This is a genomic window from Gordonia sp. NPDC003950 (assembly GCF_053605205.1).
The window spans coordinates 21,336-40,531 of the sequence record NZ_JBSGIT010000031.1 but is presented as its reverse complement, the minus strand read 5'-3'; the positions used below and the strand labels follow the sequence as shown (position 1 = coordinate 40,531).

At 63.1% G+C, this 19,196-nt stretch carries 9 protein-coding genes; 8 read left to right on the top strand and 1 reads right to left on the bottom strand.

The window, feature by feature from the left end; all coding sequences use genetic code 11:
- Positions 1-306: 306 nt before the first annotated feature.
- On the bottom strand, positions 307-1,605 hold the full coding sequence (locus ACWETB_RS21570) for a hypothetical protein (protein ID WP_452213543.1): 1,299 nt from the start codon (positions 1,603-1,605) through the stop codon (positions 307-309).
- A 239-nt stretch (positions 1,606-1,844) separates the two neighbouring features.
- On the opposite strand from ACWETB_RS21570, the gene ACWETB_RS21565 reads away from it, so the two are divergent.
- The 8 genes from ACWETB_RS21565 to ACWETB_RS21530 all read left to right on the top strand — a co-directional run bounded on the left by ACWETB_RS21565 (position 1,845) and on the right by ACWETB_RS21530 (position 19,192).
- Positions 1,845-2,987 (top strand): DUF6361 family protein, encoded by a 1,143-nt coding sequence (locus ACWETB_RS21565; RefSeq protein ID WP_452213541.1) that lies wholly within the window; start codon positions 1,845-1,847, stop codon positions 2,985-2,987.
- On the top strand, positions 2,974-4,755 hold the full coding sequence (locus ACWETB_RS21560) for a phospholipase D family protein (RefSeq protein ID WP_452213539.1): 1,782 nt from the start codon (positions 2,974-2,976) through the stop codon (positions 4,753-4,755). Before ACWETB_RS21565 ends, ACWETB_RS21560 begins: the two co-directional genes overlap by 14 nt.
- The gene (locus ACWETB_RS21555; RefSeq protein ID WP_452213537.1) at positions 4,748-7,993 is read left to right on the top strand and encodes a helicase-related protein; all 3,246 of its coding nucleotides are present in this window, start codon (positions 4,748-4,750) and stop codon (positions 7,991-7,993) included. Before ACWETB_RS21560 ends, ACWETB_RS21555 begins: the two co-directional genes overlap by 8 nt.
- A gap of 763 nt (positions 7,994-8,756) precedes the next feature.
- Positions 8,757-9,416 (top strand): very short patch repair endonuclease, encoded by a 660-nt coding sequence (locus tag ACWETB_RS21550; RefSeq protein ID WP_452213535.1) that lies wholly within the window; start codon positions 8,757-8,759, stop codon positions 9,414-9,416.
- Between the two features lie 197 nt (positions 9,417-9,613).
- Positions 9,614-11,428 carry a UvrD-helicase domain-containing protein gene (locus ACWETB_RS21545; RefSeq protein ID WP_452213533.1) on the top strand — a complete coding sequence of 605 codons (1,815 nt, stop codon included), beginning with the start codon at positions 9,614-9,616 and terminating at the stop codon, positions 11,426-11,428.
- Entirely contained in the window at positions 11,425-14,610 is a 3,186-nt protein-coding gene (locus ACWETB_RS21540) for a helicase-related protein (RefSeq protein ID WP_452213531.1), read from the top strand. Before ACWETB_RS21545 ends, ACWETB_RS21540 begins: the two co-directional genes overlap by 4 nt.
- Positions 14,607-16,340, top strand: coding sequence for a DrmB family protein (drmB, locus tag ACWETB_RS21535; protein ID WP_452213529.1), 1,734 nt, complete (start codon positions 14,607-14,609; stop codon positions 16,338-16,340). The genes ACWETB_RS21540 and drmB overlap by 4 nt, the downstream gene beginning before the upstream one ends.
- A 35-nt stretch (positions 16,341-16,375) precedes the next feature.
- Positions 16,376-19,192 (top strand): DEAD/DEAH box helicase, encoded by a 2,817-nt coding sequence (locus tag ACWETB_RS21530; RefSeq protein ID WP_452213527.1) that lies wholly within the window; start codon positions 16,376-16,378, stop codon positions 19,190-19,192.
- Positions 19,193-19,196: the final 4 nt, after the last annotated feature.

Sequence of the window (19,196 nt, the reverse complement as noted above, 5' to 3'; positions counted from 1 at the left end):
GAGATGGCGAGTGCTGTTGCGACGGCGCGGGTGTCGATGACGGGCTGGCGGAGAACGACGTCGAGGAGTCGCCTGGCCGCCGACCCTCGCCGTGCCCGAACAATGTCGTCCCATCGGGCACGCATGTTGCGTAGTTCGGGAACGAGTTGTGTGGCTTGATGAGTCGCGGAGATGGCCGCGGTGGCCATGGTTTCGACGATCGGCGTGACATCCCCAGAGTGGTAGGCCGTATGGAATCATCCGCGAGATGCGGGGCGCACGTAGCAGCCTCGGCGATATGAGCCTTGATGGATCCGAGTCATGGTTTTACGAGGCCACCGGCGGTAGCACAACCAATGAGCCGTCCCGTTCTTGGACGATGTCGATCGTCACGTCGGCACGTTTGTCCGGTATCTCCATAAGACTGCCGAGAGCTCGAAGACGCCGGGACGTGTCGAGTATCTTGTCGACCTCACCCGGTGAAAAGACAATGTCGCGTTTGCCGCGCGACCGGTCGAGCTGCAATGTCGACAAACGAGCCAAGACTGCCTGCAACCGGTCCGCGAGAGCGTCCACCTCCCGTTCCTCGGTGCGCAGGCTCTGAAGGAATCGCTCAAACGGATTTCCTTCATCCGCCTGCGCGTGTTCAACAGCCTGCAACACCAAGGTGCGGCGCTTCATCTCGATTGCCGTACGCGCGAGCTGCACGTGGACGTAGAACTCGCTTTCGGATGTATCGAGGCCGGGGATCTCCTTCGTCAGCTTGCCGAGCTCGACCCGGTCATCGGTCAGAGCTTTGAGTGCTCTCTCCCACTTGGCGATTCGATCCTTGGCGCGGACGACTGCTGTGTCGATGACGTTTACAGCGCTATCGAGTCCGAGGCTCACCCCGAGCTGACCCTTATCGAGGACGATGGAGCTGGCCTTGTCGATTGCGCTCTTGCAGCCCTCGAGGGCGTGTTGTTCGTCGGCCAGCTTGTCGGCTTGGAGCTTCTCAAGTAAGTCGGTGATTCGCTCGATGGCGCGCTGACGCTTCTGCTCGGCATGTGCACTCGCTGCAACGGCAACGGCCATCAACACCAGCGGCGCGGCCACGGTCAGAGCAGCGGCCCCGGTGACCGCGACGCCAGCAGTACCCGCGCTTCCGGCGGCGGCACCCGCGGCCGCGGCCTTGCCCGCACTCACGGGCACGAAGCTGGCGTGTGCGGCGACCTTGGAGCCGTTCATCAGAGCGCTGTGAATCCCGCCGGTGCCTGCGGCCTTTGCGACCATAGGGGTGAGGGCGCCGGCGCTCATCTGGGCCGCAGCCTTGGCGGGAATGACCATTCGGTAGAGGGTCTCGCCACCGTCCGTCATTACTTTCGGAGTTCGGGTCACGAGGAGCGACAGCTGCTGAGCCAACGGGCTTGCCGCTGATAGCGCGAGGCCGCTTGAGTGATCCACCGGCTCGTGGAGTGAGTGAGCCTCAAGCGTTGCGATGGGGGTGTCCGCGAAGGAAGCCAGCGCTGTGCGTAGGTGCCCGAGCCGATCGGGTGTCATGGCGTCGTCGTTGAGAATTGCGGGGATCTCGGCATCCTGGGTGGTGAGGGTCCATACGGGGACGACTTCACCGGCGGCGTCGGACATGGGTACCTCTTCGCAGATCGGCAGTGACGGCAACGACCTGAATGTATCCGACGATTCCGACATGACGCTGGGCTCGTCTGTTCAGATGACACCGTGTCCGGGTTGGTTGATCGTTGTCACGAACTCCCTCGGAGAAACCGTTAACACGGCGGTCGCGCGCTGCGATACTTCGCTGAGCGCACGTTTGGTACGTGGCGACGGAGTCATAGAGTGTCCGCTGGTCTGCGAGGAGAAGCCTGATGTCGAGCATTGCCTGGTTGGACACATCACCGGCAGACGAACGCCGAATGCGAGAACTGGTTCGACTGTTCAGCGATATGGCGACTCTCGATGACCTCGGTATCGGCCAGGTGCGGGACGCGCTCGGTGATCTCATGTTTCCCGGCACCTCAACCATCCACGCTCGGCCCCGCTACTTCTTGATCGTCCCGTGGATCTTTCAGAGGGCGGCGGCGAGGGTGACCGGCACGTCGATCCTCTCGAGAGCCAATAACGAGGAGCGCAAACTCATCGAGGTGATGCGCACCCCGCCGGCTGTTGACGGGATGATCGGCAAGATCGCAGGTAAGACTGTCCGCGCGCTACCGTCGCGCATCTACTGGGCTGCACTGCAGCGATACGGGATCCTGGTGGACCCGAAGAACTACCGTTGGAACCTGCCGATCGAACCCCCACCGGGCTTTCCGGGTCGGCTCGATGATGGTCTCGAGCTCACCGCAGATGAAGCGGAGTTTCTTCGCGAACGCATCATTCTGACGTGCAAGGGGAGCTACCTCGCCTATCTCCTCGCCGACGGTCTTGACGCCGACCCTGCTCAGGCGTCTACTCCCTGGTCCCATCCGGCGCTCGAAATGGCGCCGCCCCAACTCCGTGACATCGTCGAGCATGCACGTCTGTTCTCCCTCATGATCAACGGGGCGGCCCTGCTATACAACCTCCTCGTTGCCGAGAAGTTCGACGCAATCAGCGCCGAAAAAGGTGGGTATGCCGCGGGCTACCTCGAAGACCTCGATGAGTGGGCCGACGAGGTCGAGCGGAATCGAAGCGCACTGGTGGCGTGGGACCTCGACGCCTTCTGGCGGACCGTGCTCGACGGCCGATCCGGACGTCCAGTGGGACCCGCGACGAAGATCTTCGTCGATCAATGGCTCGCTCAACTGCGCTCTGTCGATTCCCGCGAGGTCATTGCCTCGGAAGCGGTCCGCGCCATGATCGTGGACCGGGAACGGAAGAACAAAGGCAAGAATTCACGACTCGACAATGACAGGCAGATCCGCAACTGGCGTGGTGCCTCCGGTGCCGGCCGTCTGACGTACCGCTGGTTCATCGTCCAGCGCATGCTGGCAGACATCAAGGAAGGACTCAACGGTGCTCGCTCCTGACGCCCGGGCAACGCTGCTCGGTGAACTCGTCCCGCCGCCGGGCTACACCATCGAGCACCTCGTGGCGACGACGTTCACCCTCGACCTGGAGAGCGCGCTTCTCCCATGCTTGGCGCTTGCAGGAAGCACACGCGTCGACGCCGCAGACACCGTCGAGACCATCGCGTCGATCAGATCCACGATCGGCGCAATCGACATCTTCCACCAGTCCGGACAGATCTCGATCCCGCGCCATCGGTCCCGCCTGTTTTCTTTGCTGGAGAACGCGATTCACGGCATCACTCCGCCGCGCGGCCTGTTTCATCCCAAGCTGTGGATCGCTGTCTACTCCGACGATGGCGGCCACCAGGTACTGAAGCTGATCGTGCTGTCTCGCAATCTCACCTGGGACCGCTCGTGGGACATCGTGTTGACCCTCGATGGTGCCATCAACACCGCTCCCCGAGCGCAGAACAAGCCCCTCGTCGATCTGCTGCGATACCTCGCCTCGGCGCCGAAGGTTGAACTCGAAGGGTCGCGCCGGCGACGTCTGACCGCCCTGGCGGAGAAGATTCGCTATGCGGAGTGGGATAACCCCCACGGCATCAAAGAGATGATCTTTCACGTATTCGGCATACCAGGCCGCGCTCAGCCGCAGCCGGATTTCTCGGGATACCGACACCTGGTGATGTCACCTTTCTTGCAGGACAGCGGAATTGAGATACTCGGCGCTGAGGCGAGAAACAACCTGACCGTCATCTCCCGTCAGGACGCCCTTGACGGTTTGAGCGCCGAGATGGCCGAATGGATTGAAGCTGCGTATGTCCTCTCGCCCATCGCAGGTATACCAGCCGAGGAGGAGGACGGTATCGCAGGTAACGGATTGCTCACCGGACTCCACGCCAAGCTCTACGCCGTCGAGCGCGCCAAGCTGGCGCACCTGTTCATCGGTTCGGCGAACGCGACCGGCCCGGCCTTCACGCAGAACATCGAAATACTCGTCGAGATGACCGGAAGCGCAACGACTTATGGTGTCAATGCCCTCATGGGCAGTGAGGGCTTCGGTTCGATCCTCGACAAGACCGAGATCAGACCCCAGACCTCCCAGGACGACGAAATCCAACACGCGCTGGATTCCTACGTCCGTGCCGTTGCCGCTGTGCCACTTCTCATCCAAATGCAGTTCGACGACAAAGAACGCGTGCACCTGAGCGTGACAAGCGAGTCTCCTATACCGACGCACGACTCCCAGGTCACGATGAGCATCTCACTTCTCACTGATCCGTCCACTTCGACCACTCTCACCCTGGCAGTTCCTCTGGCGATCGACTACCCGAGCGTAGCGCTCACCGACGTCACCGCATTCCTGGTGATCTCTGCTTACGACGTGAACGACCGATCGAGTTCTACCGTGGTCAAGGCGACACTGATTGGCGACGTCCCCGCTCGACTGAACGGCATCGTGACCGCCGAGATCAACGATCCGGACGCGTTCCGCAGGTTCCTGGCGCTCCTACTGTCGTTCGACGTCCCGGACGATCCCACAGAAGGTCACGGCAACGGCGGCGGTACGAGCGTCGGAGCGTGGAATCAGTTGGAGCAAGGGCTGTTCGAGCAGTTGATGCGAGCGTCAGTTGCGCGTCCTGAAGTACTCGACCAGCTCTCCGGGGTGGTGACGACGATCGTCAACGAAGGTGACCCGCACCGGGTTTTGCCCACCGGATTCGCTGAGTTGTGGTCCGCCGTGGATTCCGCGACCGCCGACGTGAGGGGCGAAGTCCGTGTCTGACATCGAGCACTTTTCGGCTGAAGCCTCGCTCGCCAAACTGCGCCCCTTCCAACGGGCGACAGTAGATCACGTCATCGACATCTTGTACAAGCAACAATCGGGCAAGAGGTTCTTGGTGGCCGACGAGACGGGGCTCGGCAAGAGCGTCGTTGCCAGCGGCGTCATCGCCAAGGCCATCGAGCACCTGCAGGATGATCCGAACGTCAAACGGATCGACATCGTCTACATCTGCTCCAACGCCGACATCGCTCGACAGAACATCAAGCGACTGAACGTCACCGGGAACAAGGTCACGATGTCGACGCGGCTGAGCATGCTTGCGACGGCGACCCACCAGCTGAGTGCACCAACACCTGGTGTCAGTAAGCCGGTCAACCTGGTCTCGCTGACACCGCAAACCTCCTTCCCCGACGGCGGCTGGCGTACGGGCACGGCCGACGAACGCGCACTACTGTTCTTGATCTTGCGATCCGAGTTGTCGCTCACGGGTGCTCGCGCGACGGCCGCGTTCCGGATACTGCAAGGCACGGTCTCGACCTGGCACAAGTTGCAGGAGCGGGCGCGGCGTTACGAGGCAGAGCTGCAGGACAAAGCAAATCGTCATGGCACTCCTCCTCTCGACCCGGTTATCGTCGAGAAATTCCTTGAACTGGGCCAATTTCGAGGTGATGACGAGTCCAGTCCACTCGAGGACTTCGAGGCCCTGCTGAACGAAACCGTCGGTAGACAGTCGGTACCCGGCGGTTCGTCGGCTGCTGCTGCGGTGATCATCCGCCTGCGTCGCGTCCTTGCCCGTGCGGGTGTCGAGGCGCTCGAACCCGACCTGGTCATTCTGGATGAGTTCCAACGATTCACCGACCTGCTCAAAGCGGATCTGCCTGTGAGCGAACTGGCGCAGGAGATGTTCACGCAAGATGCCGCACGAGTGTTGCTGCTCTCTGCCACACCATACAAGTCCTACGACCTCGACGATGGCGTGAGTGTCACGGACGGTTCCACTCATCGCAGCCAGTTCATGGACACACTGGACTTCCTCGCAGCGGGACTGAATGCTCACGACCCACACGAACGTTCTGAGGGGATCAGCAAGCTACTCAGCGAGTTTCGAGACACGATCATTGCCGGCGATAATCCGAGCATCCTGCGTGACCGGCTGCGTGTCGAACTCCTCGGCGTCATGTGCCGGACCGAACGTCCTACGGCTGTGGTCGACTCGATGGTCTTGGAGTCCCGAGTATCGGCGGAGGCGGTGACGACCGCCGACGTCCGACAGTTCATGAGGCTTACCGAGCTGGCAGAGCTCGTCGGTACTCGTCTACCCATGGACGTATGGAAGTCGGTTCCGGCACTTGCGAACTTCATGGGAAGCTCCTATCAACTGGGCCGATTCACCGCAGACCAGATCGGCGATGCAGATGTACGAGAAGCGGTCGCACGGCTGGAACGTCTCGATCCCGTAGCGGTAGCCAGATACGACGAACTACCGCGTCAGAATCCGCGGCTGGAATCACTGATGGCTGCCACGACTGGCGCAGGATGGGAGCAATTGCTGTGGGTGCCACCGTCGGTGCCCTACTTGAAACCCGGAGGACCGTACGCCGATCCAGACCTGCGGAAGATGACCAAGAAGCTCGTGTTCTCGCAGTGGTCGGCCACACCGACTGCGGTCGCGTCATTGTTGAGTCACGACGCGAGCAGACGTATCGCACGGTCCAAGACCGCCTCTCCGCACGGCATTACGACAACACGGGAGTACGTGTCGCAGCGACTCCAATTCCGGCGCAGTGGAACCGATCTCGCCGCGATGAACGCGTTCATGTTGTTCTTCCCCCTGCCCGGCCTGGCCGACGAGACCGACCCGCTTCGCCTCGCCAGTGCGGCCGGACGGCCATACGACCCCGAGTACGCCGAGATCCGATTCGCGGGAGAGCTGACCGGGCAACTTCCCAAGGGCTGTGTGGAGTCCGGGGCAGGTGACGTTGCGGCGTTGATGTGGCAATGGCCGCTGATGATCTCGGACCCCAGGCTCAGCGAAGCCTTGCGGGGATCGGTGGCCGGACTGACCGCGGCCGACGCGATCGCGGCCCGTGTGGAGGCTCCGGAGAATGCCGGGGAAGTCGAGACGGCCACAGCGCTGGATGAATATGTGCAACAAGCGATCAGCGTGCAACGAAGCACCGCCGGCCAGGATCTGTCGGTGATTCCCACTGGACTCGCCCGACAAACTGCGCGCCTGGCTCTGCACTCGCCGGCGAACTGCGCCTGGCGGGCGTTCGGTCGACTCGACGGCGATACGTCGAAGGTGAGCATCGGCGGCCGTTGGCGCGCAGCCGGCATCCTGGCGTCCGGGCTGCGGACGCTGTTCAATCGCTGGGAGTCCTCGCTGGTGCTCGACGAGCTGTACCAAGACAACACTCACTACTGGCAGAAAGTGATTCGCTACTGCGCCGACGGCAACCTGCAAGCGGTTCTCGATGAGTACTTGTTCCACCTTGCTGCCGTCGAGGGGGAGTCGGCATACACCGATGAGTCCCTGATCCAGTTCGCCGACAAAGCGGCCCGAGCGCTCAAGCTGAATCCGGCGATCTACAAGGCCAGAGACCCTCTCGGTGATGGCAACGACATCGACTTTCGGAGTCGGTTCGCCTTGCGATATGGCGAGACCACGAACGAGGAGGGCTCGGTGCGCGCGGAGGACGTGCGCGAAGCCTTCAATTCCCCGTTCTGGCCCTTCGTGCTCGTCTCGACCAGTGTCGGCCAGGAAGGTATCGACTTCCACCCGTGGTGTCACAACCTCGTGCACTGGAACACCCCCGGCAATCCCGTCGACTTCGAGCAGAGAGACGGCCGCGTCAATCGCTTCCGTGGCCACGCGGTGCGACGCAACATAGTCGCGGCCCATAGTGCCGCGATGCTCGCTACCGGTAACCCGTGGAAGGCCGCCTACGACGTTGCCGCCAGGGACGCACCGCACAGCAGCATCGAGGGGCTGGCGCCCGACTGGGTGTACCCGGGCCCATTCAAGGTGCTTCGCGACGTGATGCCATATCAGCTCAGTACTGATCAAGCTCGGATCGAGCAGACGAAGAAGCGGGTTGCGTACTATCGCTTGGCATTTGGGCAGGCCCGACAGGAGGACCTGATCTCGGTGGTTGCCGCCGCGGGTGTTGGTGTCGACGAAGCCGACCAATGGCGGGTGGACCTACGGCCCCCACAGGTGACGCGTTCGAGCCACTGACCCGCGTCAGGATGTCGGCATGCGTCGCCCACCTGACGTTCAGGCACGCCGATGACGCTGCGGAGGAAGTGATTCGGCATCTACTTCGTCGACCTCAACCATGCGACAGGGATGCTGCAGTGGGAGCCGCTGCCGTCAGCAACACGGCGCCCCTCGCGAACTCGGGTTCCCTCGCCACGATGACGCGGCAGTTGAACCGATGCGTCTTGGTGGCGGCGAGCAGTGGGAAATTCGGTGCGGCACCGATCAAGTCGCGGCGGTCGGGAGTGGTCCCTGCCCACGCGCACCGCTCCAACGCGTCGACGACTCGGTGGTTTGCGGACGAGCGAGGTCGTACAGGTCGTGCAGCGTGATTCGGACTTCGGAGCATCCTGTGATGGGCCGGCACCGGATGACCCGCGCGGGCCGTTTTGGTGATTAAACGGCGCCGAGGTGAGCGTCGAGATCACCCACGCCGATGCCCGGCAACCCCATGTGTGCCATCGACTGACATGCCGTGAGTGATCCACTCCAAGGCGGGACGAAGTCAGGTGAGAGAAGTGTCCGGCGACCGCTGAGACCAGCGGCGGTGAGAACGATGAAACGACGACGAAACTTGCGCCACAGTCCAATACGCGAACGCGTCAACGCGTCCGGCCCTCTGCGTCCATCGGTCGACGAGATCGGGGGCGAGCCCCGGTGTGGACACAGACACGGTGGGAATCCCACGTGTCCTGATCGAAGTCTGCGACATCAGGTGGCAACCTCTGCTTGATGACCTTTTGTGCCTGTCGATGTCGGGCACGGATTGAGGTGTGAAGAGCTCAACCGCGCGCCAATAGCCGAGGATGTCCTGCGGCCTGTCACGCTTCCGCGTGTCTGTCATCGAAGATGTCTCCCTGGCTCAGTCCTGCCGCACAGAGTACGACGGCGCGCAGATGGCGCACCTAGGTGCGGACGTTGGTCCTACTGTGGGCATGTGGATGCCCGGGAACGAGACGCAAGTGGGCCTTCTCACCGCCCACCCGCCTCCTCCGCCGCCGTCCGCTCCCGCATGAGTCGGCAGCGCTCGAAGGACACCGCCCCCGAGGTCGAGGTCCGCAAAGTGCTTCACGCGAGAGGCCTTCGCTTCCGGACCGATGTGAAGCTCGAGCCGGACATGCGCACCCGCGCTGACATCGCATGGCGAGGGATCAAGCTCGCCGTCTTCGTCGACGGGTGCTTCTGGCACGGGTGTCCCGAGCATGCGACCCGTCCGGCGGCGAATCGGGAGTGGTGGGCGAACAAGCTCGACGCGAACGTTGCTCGGGATCGGCGCACCGACGCCGCGCTCCAGGAGCGCGGGTGGACCGTTCGACGCTACTGGGAACACGAGGCACCCTCGGTCATCGCCGACGACATCGTCGCCACGATCGAACTCTTGCGAACAGGGCAAAGGCATTGACGGACGGTTCATCTGATCGACGGACACCGGTGTCCCGCTTTCAGAGGGACACGGGGTCGCATCTGGCCCGTTTTGTCTGTGAGGACGAGTAGAAGTCTTGAAGGAGCCTCCACCGAGACCGGTTCAACCGATAGGGTTCATCCGGTTTCATGAGGACAAGTAACCATCGCGATGAGCGGGCAGGAGTGAGACCAGCGATGACCGAGAACGCTCGCCCCCAGGTCGAGCTCGACGACGCCCAAGACCGCATTGCCGAGGCCGCCGCCGACGAACGGCTGATCGTGATCGCCGGCGCCGGCCAGGGCAAGACCGAGGTCGTCACGGCTCGCCTCCAGTCCCTCATCGAGGATGAGGATCTCTCCGCATCCGTAGAACTGTTGGTCCTGAGCTTCTCGCGGGCCGCTGTACACGCGGTCCGTTCCCGGCTGTCCGAGCGCGACATCGCCGAGGTCAACGTCAGAACGTTCGACTCGTTCGCGTCGCAGCTCCTGCTGGAGGCAGATGTCGAGCCTGCGATCGGATTCGAGGCGCGTATCCGGCAGGCAACTGAATTGCTGGCCGACAATGACGATGTCGCCGACCTGGTCGAGTCCCTCCGACACGTCATCGTCGACGAGGTGCAGGACTTGGTCGGAGATCGTGCCGACTTCGTGTGGGCGCTGTTGTCGAGCCTCTCCGACGACGCCGGGTTCACGGTCCTGGGCGATCCGCTCCAGGGCATCTACGACTTCGTCCTCGACGAGTCCACCGCACCCACGACATCCCCCGAACTTCTCGGCAGCATCGCCACTGAGCTCGGCGCCACCGAAGTGAACCTGTCGGCCAACTACCGAGCCCGTGGCGGAGACTGCATCAGAGCAGCTGAACTCGGTCCACTGCTGCGGAGCGAGACCAAACCCGCCGAAGCACTGGCTGTTCTCCGCGGATTCCGCGACACCCTTCCGCACGTCGACAGGGTCGAGGACTGGTCATTCCTCGACCTCTACGCCGGGCGCAGTGCAATCCTGTGCCGCAGCAACGCAGAGGTCCTGCGCATCTCCCGAGAACTCGTCGACGAAGGCATCGCCCACGCGGTGCGGCGGCCCGCTCAGTCGTTCGGGGCGGCCAAGTGGATCGGAAACGCCCTCGGCTCCCTGCAGGGACCAATCATCGCCCGTTCCGACGTGGAACAGCGGCTCGAGCAGATCCTGGATGAAGCAGACGCCGAGGACGCCTGGTATCTGCTGAAGTCCGCCGAGCAACGCGGCCGGGGCATGGATCAGATCGACCTCGACCGCCTGCGCCGTCGTCTGGGAGCCGGAAACGTGCCGCTGACCCTGACCGAAGGTGACGACGATACGAGGATCATCGTCTCGACGGTGCACCGCGCCAAAGGCCTCGAGTTCGACAACGTCTTCATCGCCGACTGGTCGGACCGACCGGACGAGGATGACCCGTGGGCGCCGATCCGCCTCGAGTACGTGGCGCTGACCCGCGCCCGGGACACCATCGTCATGGTGACCACACCGCGCCGACATTCCGTGGTCAGCGAGTGCCGCTGGCTTCCGGATCGGCTGCAAGAACGCATGGGCCCCAAAGGCAAATCGAGGGCTCGGGCCCTGGAGATCGGCTACGGCGACAGCTACGCCGCGCGACCGGTCGCTGTCGACAACGCCTCGGTTACTCAGGTCCAGGCCGCACTCGACGAACTCACACCCGGCGTCGCGGTCGAGGCAGAACTGGATCGCATGCGTTCCGACGCGCAGCGCCCCATCTATGCGCTGACAGCCAATGGCCGGCCGATCGGCCACACCACCGACGAGTTCGGCGAGGACTTCTCCGCCGCATTCAAGGTTCGTCCGGGTCAATGGCCTGCCGCGCTGACCGACATGGTTTTGGTCTCCGTCGAGACAGTGGCTGGTGACCCGAATATCGCCGCCGAGGCGGGCGCAGGCCCTGGCGGCTTCTGGCTGGTGCCGAGAGTGGCAGGTCTTGCGAGACCGCTGTGGGACGTGATGGAGAAAGTGGGATGAGCGTGCAAGAAGAGCTGGCCGAAAAGTATCGGTTCCGCGAGGAGATGGTCGACGCGCTGGAAGCCGACCTCATCGGTCCCGGCGAGGGCGAGCACGAGGTGATCGGCGAGGCGCCACTGAGCCGCTACATCGTCGGTGCCCTATGGCCGCGGCCCGCCGACGAAGAAGACGCCGAAGATGTCGAGCAGGAACACGAGACCGAACCGACCGGAGCGGAGGCGGATGGGGAATCCGACGAGGGCAGCCCGGTCGCGCAGGCGCGGATGCGATTCCCGTCGTCGGTGGGAATGACGTTCTCGGTCCGGGCTTCGGCCGGATCGGTCACGATCACGCCGCGCGCCGCCCGCTATCAGCAATTGATCGACGAGGACGAAGCCGCGGAAGGCTGGAGCCGTATCCCACTGGAGACCAAAGCGATCGGTCAGCAGCTGCAGCGCCCGGGTGTGTACCGCACGAACATTGGTCCGGGTCTGGAGCTCTACAGGTACGTCCGGCCAGAGAGGGGCGGCAAGGTCACGGTCACGGTGGCGCTCAACAACACCGCGATCTCCGTCAAAGGCGATATGCGAGACGCCATCTCGTGGTTCCAGGTCGGCATCACCGTCCAGACCCAACACGCCGACATCGTCGATCGCTCGGTCGCCCACAACATCGGCAGCGACCCGGACCTCGACACCGCCGCGCTGATGTACCGCAACGCCCACACCTTCGCGATCGGGCATGGCTGCGCAGCCGACTGGGACCTGGACTCGGTGGACAACGGAGCAGTCGCGAAGGTCTCCACCACCTTCATTCCCACGCACGAGGTTCATCGGGCCAAACCCGGCAAGGTCAAGAATCTCGACCTGCGGATGGCGTCATTCGCAGATGATCCCATCGACGCGATCAGCGAGAACCTGCGAGGTCTCACCAACCAGTACCGCGACTGGATCGGCAAGGTCGAAGCCGATATCGACAGCGGTGAAGCGGTTGCTGGTGACGATCTGAAAGGTGTCGCTTCCCGACATGTCGCGGAGATGCGGAAGGCTGCCGACCGGATCGATGCCGGAATCCGGCTCCTGGAGGACAACCCCGAGGCGCTCCGAGCCTTTCGATTGGCCAACCGTGCTATGCAATTGCAGCGAGCACGCCAGGACTGGGTGCGTGGTGGCGCCAAGGGCACCGTCGGTGACGGCGCGGACGCCACGTGGCGCCCATTCCAGATCGCCTACGTTCTGCTGAACCTTCCCGGGATCACCGATCCGACGCACGATGACAGGGAGGTGGCGGATCTTCTCTGGTTCCCGACCGGCGGTGGTAAGACCGAGGCGTATCTGGGTTTGGTGGCCTTCGTCATCCTGCTGCGCCGTATCTGCAATTCTTCGGCCATGGGCGTAGCAGTCATCATGCGATACACGTTGCGTCTGTTGACCATTCAACAGTTCGAACGGGCGTCGATGCTCATGTGCTCCCTGGAGACGGTGCGTAAGGACAATGCCGATCTTGGGTCGCGGCCGTTCTCCATCGGCCTGTGGGTCGGTGCGGGCGCCACCCCGAACTCGGTTCGGGAGGCCCGCACGTCGCTGAACAAGCTTGCCCGAGGCGAGGAGCTTCAGGAGAAGAACCCTGTCCAGCTCACCCAGTGTCCGTGGTGCGGAACGTTCCTCAATCACGAGAACTACTCAGCAGAGCGCCGGCCTTTCGACCACCTCGTTATCGCCTGCAAGACCCCATCGTGTGACTTTCGAGGAGGGCTCCCGGTTCACCTCGTGGACGAGGATGTGTACCGCGAACGTCCGGAACTCATCTTGGGAACCGTCGACAAGTTCGCGATGATGGCCTGGAATGAGAACGTGGGCAAGCTCTTTGCGCGCGACGGCAAGGGCACACCGCCCGAGTTGATCATCCAGGACGAGTTGCACCTGATCTCGGGTCCACTCGGCTCGATGGTCGGCCTGTACGAGACGGCCGTCGACGCCGCATGCTCGGTCCCGTCGCTCAATGATGAATACAACCGGGCCAAGCCCAAGGTGATCGCATCGACCGCGACCATCCGACGCGCCGACGAACAGATCGAGTCCGTCTTCGCACGTTTTGCGGCGCTCTTTCCTCCTCCGGGTATCGACCCAGATGAATCGTTCTTCGCCGAACCATCGAGCAAGGACGAACTGGGCACTCGTCGCTACGTCGGGGTGATGGCGTCGGGCACCAGCCACGCAACACTGATGGTCCGCGTTTACTCGGCACTCCTGCAGGCCGCGAACGACATCGAGGGTGACGACGACACGCGGGACCCCTACTGGACGCTTCTGGGATACTTCAACAGCCTGCGAGTACTCGGCAGTGCATACCTGCAGGTCGAGGGCGACGTCCAGGAGCGCCTCGGAGTCGTCGCCCAGCGCAACGAAACAAAGCAGCGCACGAGGGTACTGGTCAGCGAGCTGACCAGTCGGGTGCCATCGTCGGAAATCCCCGGAAGGCTCAAGGCACTCGAACAGCGACTTGGCGGCAAGCACAGACCGAATGACGTGGTTCTGGCCACCAACATGATCTCGGTGGGAGTCGACATCGATCGCCTCGGTCTGATGACCGTGATGGGCCAGCCCCAGGCGAGTGCGGAATACATCCAGGCAACCAGCCGTGTCGGGCGCCAGCATCCCGGCCTCGTCGTCACCATATTCAACTCGGCCCGCTCGCGTGATCGCTCGCATTATGAGAGTTTCCGGCCCTTCCACCAGTCGTTGTACCGCGCAGTCGAGGCAACCAGCGCAACACCTTTCGCAGCCCGAGCCCGGGATCGAGGACTGCACGGTGTCCTCATCTCGATGGCGCGGTTGCTCATCGGAGGGCTGTCAGGTAACGGTTCCGCGCATCTGGCGGCCGACGAATGGGATGCACTCGCCGAGGTTGTGCGCCTGATCGTCGAGAGAGTGGAGAGGGTTGCCCCGGATGAGGCAGAAGCAACCGAGGACCAGCTCGCCGCACTTTTGAAGGTGTGGGCCGACGCCGGCGAAGAGCGCGAGAACATGAAGTATCAGAACAAAAACTTGGAGGCTGCGCTGATGGTTCGGCCGGAGGATGCGCTGACCATCGAGGAGATCGAGTACTCCCAGCGTGAGGTTCCCTGGCCGACATTGCAGAGCATGCGTGACGTGGACGCCGAGAGCAGTCTGTATCAGATTCCGCTGAAGAAGGTGAAATGAAAACCAACAACGTCAAGGCCCGTCGTAGCCAGCTTCTCAGTACGTACGGAATCGGTGGTCTATTCCCTTCAGAAACAACCAGTTTCATGATCTCCGGCTTGCACGAATGGAATGAGGACGCGTCCCCGCCCATCAGCGAGCCGCGTCTCGCGCGATCCCTCGGGGTCACGGAACTCAAGTCACCACCGGCGGGTGGGAGACGCGACGTACCAGTCGTGCGCTTTCCGGAGACACAGATCTGCCCCGCGTGCCGACGCATCGGCACCGCTGCCCAGCTGGGCGGTGATTGGAATGCCACGCATTGCCGATGCAAGGAGGGGCGTGACGGCGCGGCGCTGTCTCCATTCCGTCTGATCACCGCATGCGTACGTGGGCATATCGATGAATTCCCCTTTTTTCAATGGCTTCATCGGGGACCCTCGGCATCCGGCGATCAGAAACATGAGATGCACATGCAGGCCCTGGGCCGCACCTCCTCCCTTGATGACCTCATGCTCAAGTGCACCTGTGGCTTGGAACGAAGCTTGGATGGGGCGACGACCACAATTGCGATGAAAGGCGTCATCCGATGCAAGGGCCGGCGGCCGTGGTTGGGGGGCGAATACTCCGAGGACTGCGCCGACACTCCTCAGGTGCTCCAACGTGGTGCGTCCAACGTGTGGTTCCCGGCTGTGCGGTCGACGATCTCCATCCCGCCGTACTCGGAGGCCCTCGCGAAGTTCGTCAATAAGCACTGGACTGTCCTCGAGGATCCGAACCTGGCCGGCGAAGCCCTCATCCGCAAGATCGCCGAGGACTCTCGGCGATATTCCTATGAGCAGGTCATGGCCGAGATCGAACGGCGTCGCGGTGAAGAACAGGCAGACGACGTCGACGAACAACAACTACGCCGCCAGGAGTTCGCCAAGCTCATCGAGGGGCGGGAAGAATCCGACGAATCCGACTTCGTCTGCGAGAAGACGGTCACCCGACGGCAATTCCCCGACGGTGTACCGGACATCTTCACCGATCTGCGGAAGGTGACACGTCTCCGCGAGGTCCGCGCGCTGCGTGGATTCTCCAGGCTCTCCGGGGAGTCCGACCCCGATAAGTTCTGCAGGCTGTCGCCGGAGCCCCTCTACTGGTTACCGGCCATCGAGGTCATTGGCGAAGGCATCTTCGTCGCCCTCGACCGAAAGCAGCTGACGACCTGGGCGACAAAGCCGTTCGCCGAGGGCCGCCGGCGCAAGCTGCAGGACGCAGCCAACAAACAGGCGAAGCAGTTCAACCGCGATGCACTGCCCGTCGACATCTCCAAGGTCGCACTCCACACGCTCGCCCACGTGCTGATCGATCAGCTGTCCCTGGACGCCGGGTATCCGGCATCCTCACTCCGGGAGCGGCTCTTCGTCGATGAGGACATGGCCGGAATCCTCATCTACACCGCCAGCTCTGACTCGGCCGGAAGCCTCGGTGGTGTCGCCTCCCAGGCCGATCCGACCAAGTTCGCCGCCGCCATCGAAGAAGGCCTGACGAGGCTGTCGTGGTGTTCGTCCGATCCCGTGTGTATCGAGTCGCCGGCATCGGGAACCGACGCTCTGAACATGGCCGCTTGTCATGCGTGCGTGTTGGCGCCGGAGACCTCGTGTGAGCTCAACAACACGTTGCTTGATCGCGCACTGCTGTTCGGTACCCACGAGCCCGGGGAAGAGGACGCAGGCCTTTTCAGCGGGTATCTCGCGCAGGCATAGGCTGCGAATCGGGCAGTATTCGAGGAGGCTGGGTCGTGGCAGACATCGCTGCAGGTGAGCGCGTTATCGTCCGAGATGAGGAGTGGCTCGTCCGTTCGGTGCGCGCCACCGACCTCGACGGCACCCGCGTCGAGGCCACCGGTGTCAGTGAACTGGTCCGTGACCAGGACGCGGTGTTCTTCGATCATCCCGACCTCGACACGATCGACCGGCTCGATCCGCGCCTGGGCAGTCTGGTCGCCGACACCTCGCCCGGCTTCCGTCGAACCCGTCTGTGGCTGGAGTCGGTACGACGCAGCAGCCCGGTGCCCGCGGCCGACACGCGGATCGCCGTCGGACATCAGGCGCTACTCGATCGCATGGATTACCAGCTGCGGCCGGCGGCGCAGGCGCTGGAGAACCTGCGGCCCCGCATCCTGATCGGTGACGCCGTGGGACTGGGCAAGACACTGGAGATCGGCATTTTGCTCTCCGAATTGATCCGCCGCGGACGGGGCGAGCGCATCCTCGTGGTCACTCCCCGCGCGGTGCTCGAACAGTTCCAGCAGGAGTTGTGGACGCGTTTCGCCATCCCACTGATCCGACTGGATTCCGCCGGCATCCAGAAGGTCAAGCAAACCCTCCCCAGTTCACGCAACCCGTTCAGCTACTACAAGCGGGTCATCGTGTCCATCGACACCCTCAAGAACCCGGCCCGCTACAAGCACCACCTCAAGAGCCAGCACTGGGACGCCGTCGTGATCGACGAATGCCACAACCTGATCAACCGCGGAACCCAGAACAACGAACTCGCCAGACTGCTTGCCGCGCAATCGGATGCCCTCATCCTGGCCAGCGCCACCCCGCACAACGGCAAACAGGAGTCGTTTGCCGAGCTGATCTCCATGCTCGACCCGACGGCCATCGTCGATCCCAGGAACTACGAGGCCAAGGACATCAAGCACCTCTACGTGCGACGGCACCGCAACTCGCCAGACGTCAAACTCGACGTCGCCCACAAGTGGAAGGCCCGCCGCAAACCCGATGTGCTCGGCGTCCAACCGAATCCCGCAGAGTTGCAGGTTCTTCGCGAACTGGAGGATGTCTGGTTGCACCCGACCGGGCGGCCCGTCATCGAAGGCAAAGGCCGACAACTCTTTCCGTGGACCCTGTACAAGGCGTTCCTCTCGTCACCGCGCGCCCTGCGGGCCAGTATCGGACGGCGCCTGAAGACCATCGACAACGATCGTGACCGGGAAGCGGTGGCGCTGCTCCGACTAGACGAGCTTGCCGCGAAGACAGAGAAGGCCTCCCCGGCCAAGCTGGACGCCCTCGTCTCCTACCTCGACACGATCGGCGTGGGCAAGGACGCTGACACCCGGGTGGTCATCTTCTCCGAGCGCATCGACACGCTGGACTGGCTCCAGACTCATCTGCAGAAGAAGCTGAAGTTCTCGGCCAAGGCCGTCAACGGACTTCTCCCCGTGGAGGTCCTGCACGCAGGCCTCTCGGACGAGAAGATCCAATCGGTGGTCGAGGGCTTCGGCCAGAAGGCTTCCGCGATCCGCATTCTCGTCGCCTCCGACATGGCATCCGAGGGACTCAACCTCCACAAGGAATGCCACCACCTGGTGCATTACGACCTGCCGTGGTCGTTCATCCGCATCCAACAACGCAACGGTCGCATCGACCGGTACGGCCAAGTGCACGCACCCCAGATCACGGCGTTGGCCCTGACCACCGACGAGGACGTCACCGACGACCTCAATGTCGTCACCAAACTGCTCCTGAAAGAAGACGAGGCCAACCGTGCCCTCGGTGACGCCGAAGTGCTCCTCGACCTTCATGACGCCAAGATCGAAGAAGAAACCGTCATGGAGGCCATCCGCACCCAGCAAGACCTCGATACTGTCATCCCCGAACCCACCCCGGAGAAGCTCAATCCCTTTGCCCGACTGATGATCAAGGGCGGCGAGCACGAAAACGAGCCGGCCCCCGACACCTCCGTCCGATTGTCTTTCTTCGACGATGACGACAACTACCTCACCGAAGAGCTGGCCGACATCGCCACCGACAAGGGAGCGACGAAGCTCGACGTATACCGCGAGGCCGACAAGGACCTCATCGCCTTCACCCCACCCGACGACCTCATCACCCGATTCCGTGACCTCCCACCGGACTACCGGGCCGAGCAGGGAATCGAAGAGCGACTCCGCCTGACCGGCAGCCCCGACGTCGCCAAGGAGCGTCTCGCCCGAGCGCAGAAGGCGCAGGACACCTCCTGGCCCGACGTGCACTTCCTCACCCCGATCCACCCCGTTCTCGACTGGGCGGGCGACCGCGCCGTAGGACGATTCGGCCGCAACGAGATCCCCGTCGTCACCGGCTCCGTCGACCGCGTCTACTTCCTCACCCAAGCCGTGTGGTCGAACGACGAGGGACGACCGGCCATTGCCCACTGGGGTGCGGTCACCGGGCTGCCGCGGTCACCGGAGGTCGACGACTTCGAAACCATCGTTGAAATCTCGGGACTGAGCGAAGACGCCACCAACCCCGGCATCGACGACGATCGGCTCGCGGAATTGCAGGATCTCGTGCCCGCCGCTGTCGATGCCGCCCTCGCCCACATCCGCGACCGGCGCGAGGACTTCGAACAAGACCTCCTCGAACGCGTCGACCGCTACCGCGCCGGCCTGACCCAGTGGGAACAGTCGGCACTGAAGATCGCCACCGAACCAGGCAAACGCAAGGACAGCAGACTCGAGATCGAGAACACCGCGGGCAGCTGGTCCACCATCATCGACTCCCTCGCCGCATCCGGGGACCCGTTTGTGCGCGTGATCGGTGTCATCATTCCGAAGCCCAAGGGGTGACACG

Bases quoted from the DNA above. Each gene is read 5' to 3' on its own strand.
- ACWETB_RS21570 (WP_452213543.1), bottom strand. From the start codon at position 1,605: ATGTCCGACGCCGCCGGTGAAGTCGTCCCCGTATGGACCCTCACCACC.
- ACWETB_RS21565 (WP_452213541.1), top strand. From the start codon at position 1,845: ATGTCGAGCATTGCCTGGTTGGACACATCACCGGCAGACGAACGCCGA.
- ACWETB_RS21545 (WP_452213533.1), top strand. From the start codon at position 9,614: ATGACCGAGAACGCTCGCCCCCAGGTCGAGCTCGACGACGCCCAAGAC.
- ACWETB_RS21540 (WP_452213531.1), top strand. From the start codon at position 11,425: ATGAGCGTGCAAGAAGAGCTGGCCGAAAAGTATCGGTTCCGCGAGGAG.
- drmB (WP_452213529.1), top strand. From the start codon at position 14,607: ATGAAAACCAACAACGTCAAGGCCCGTCGTAGCCAGCTTCTCAGTACG.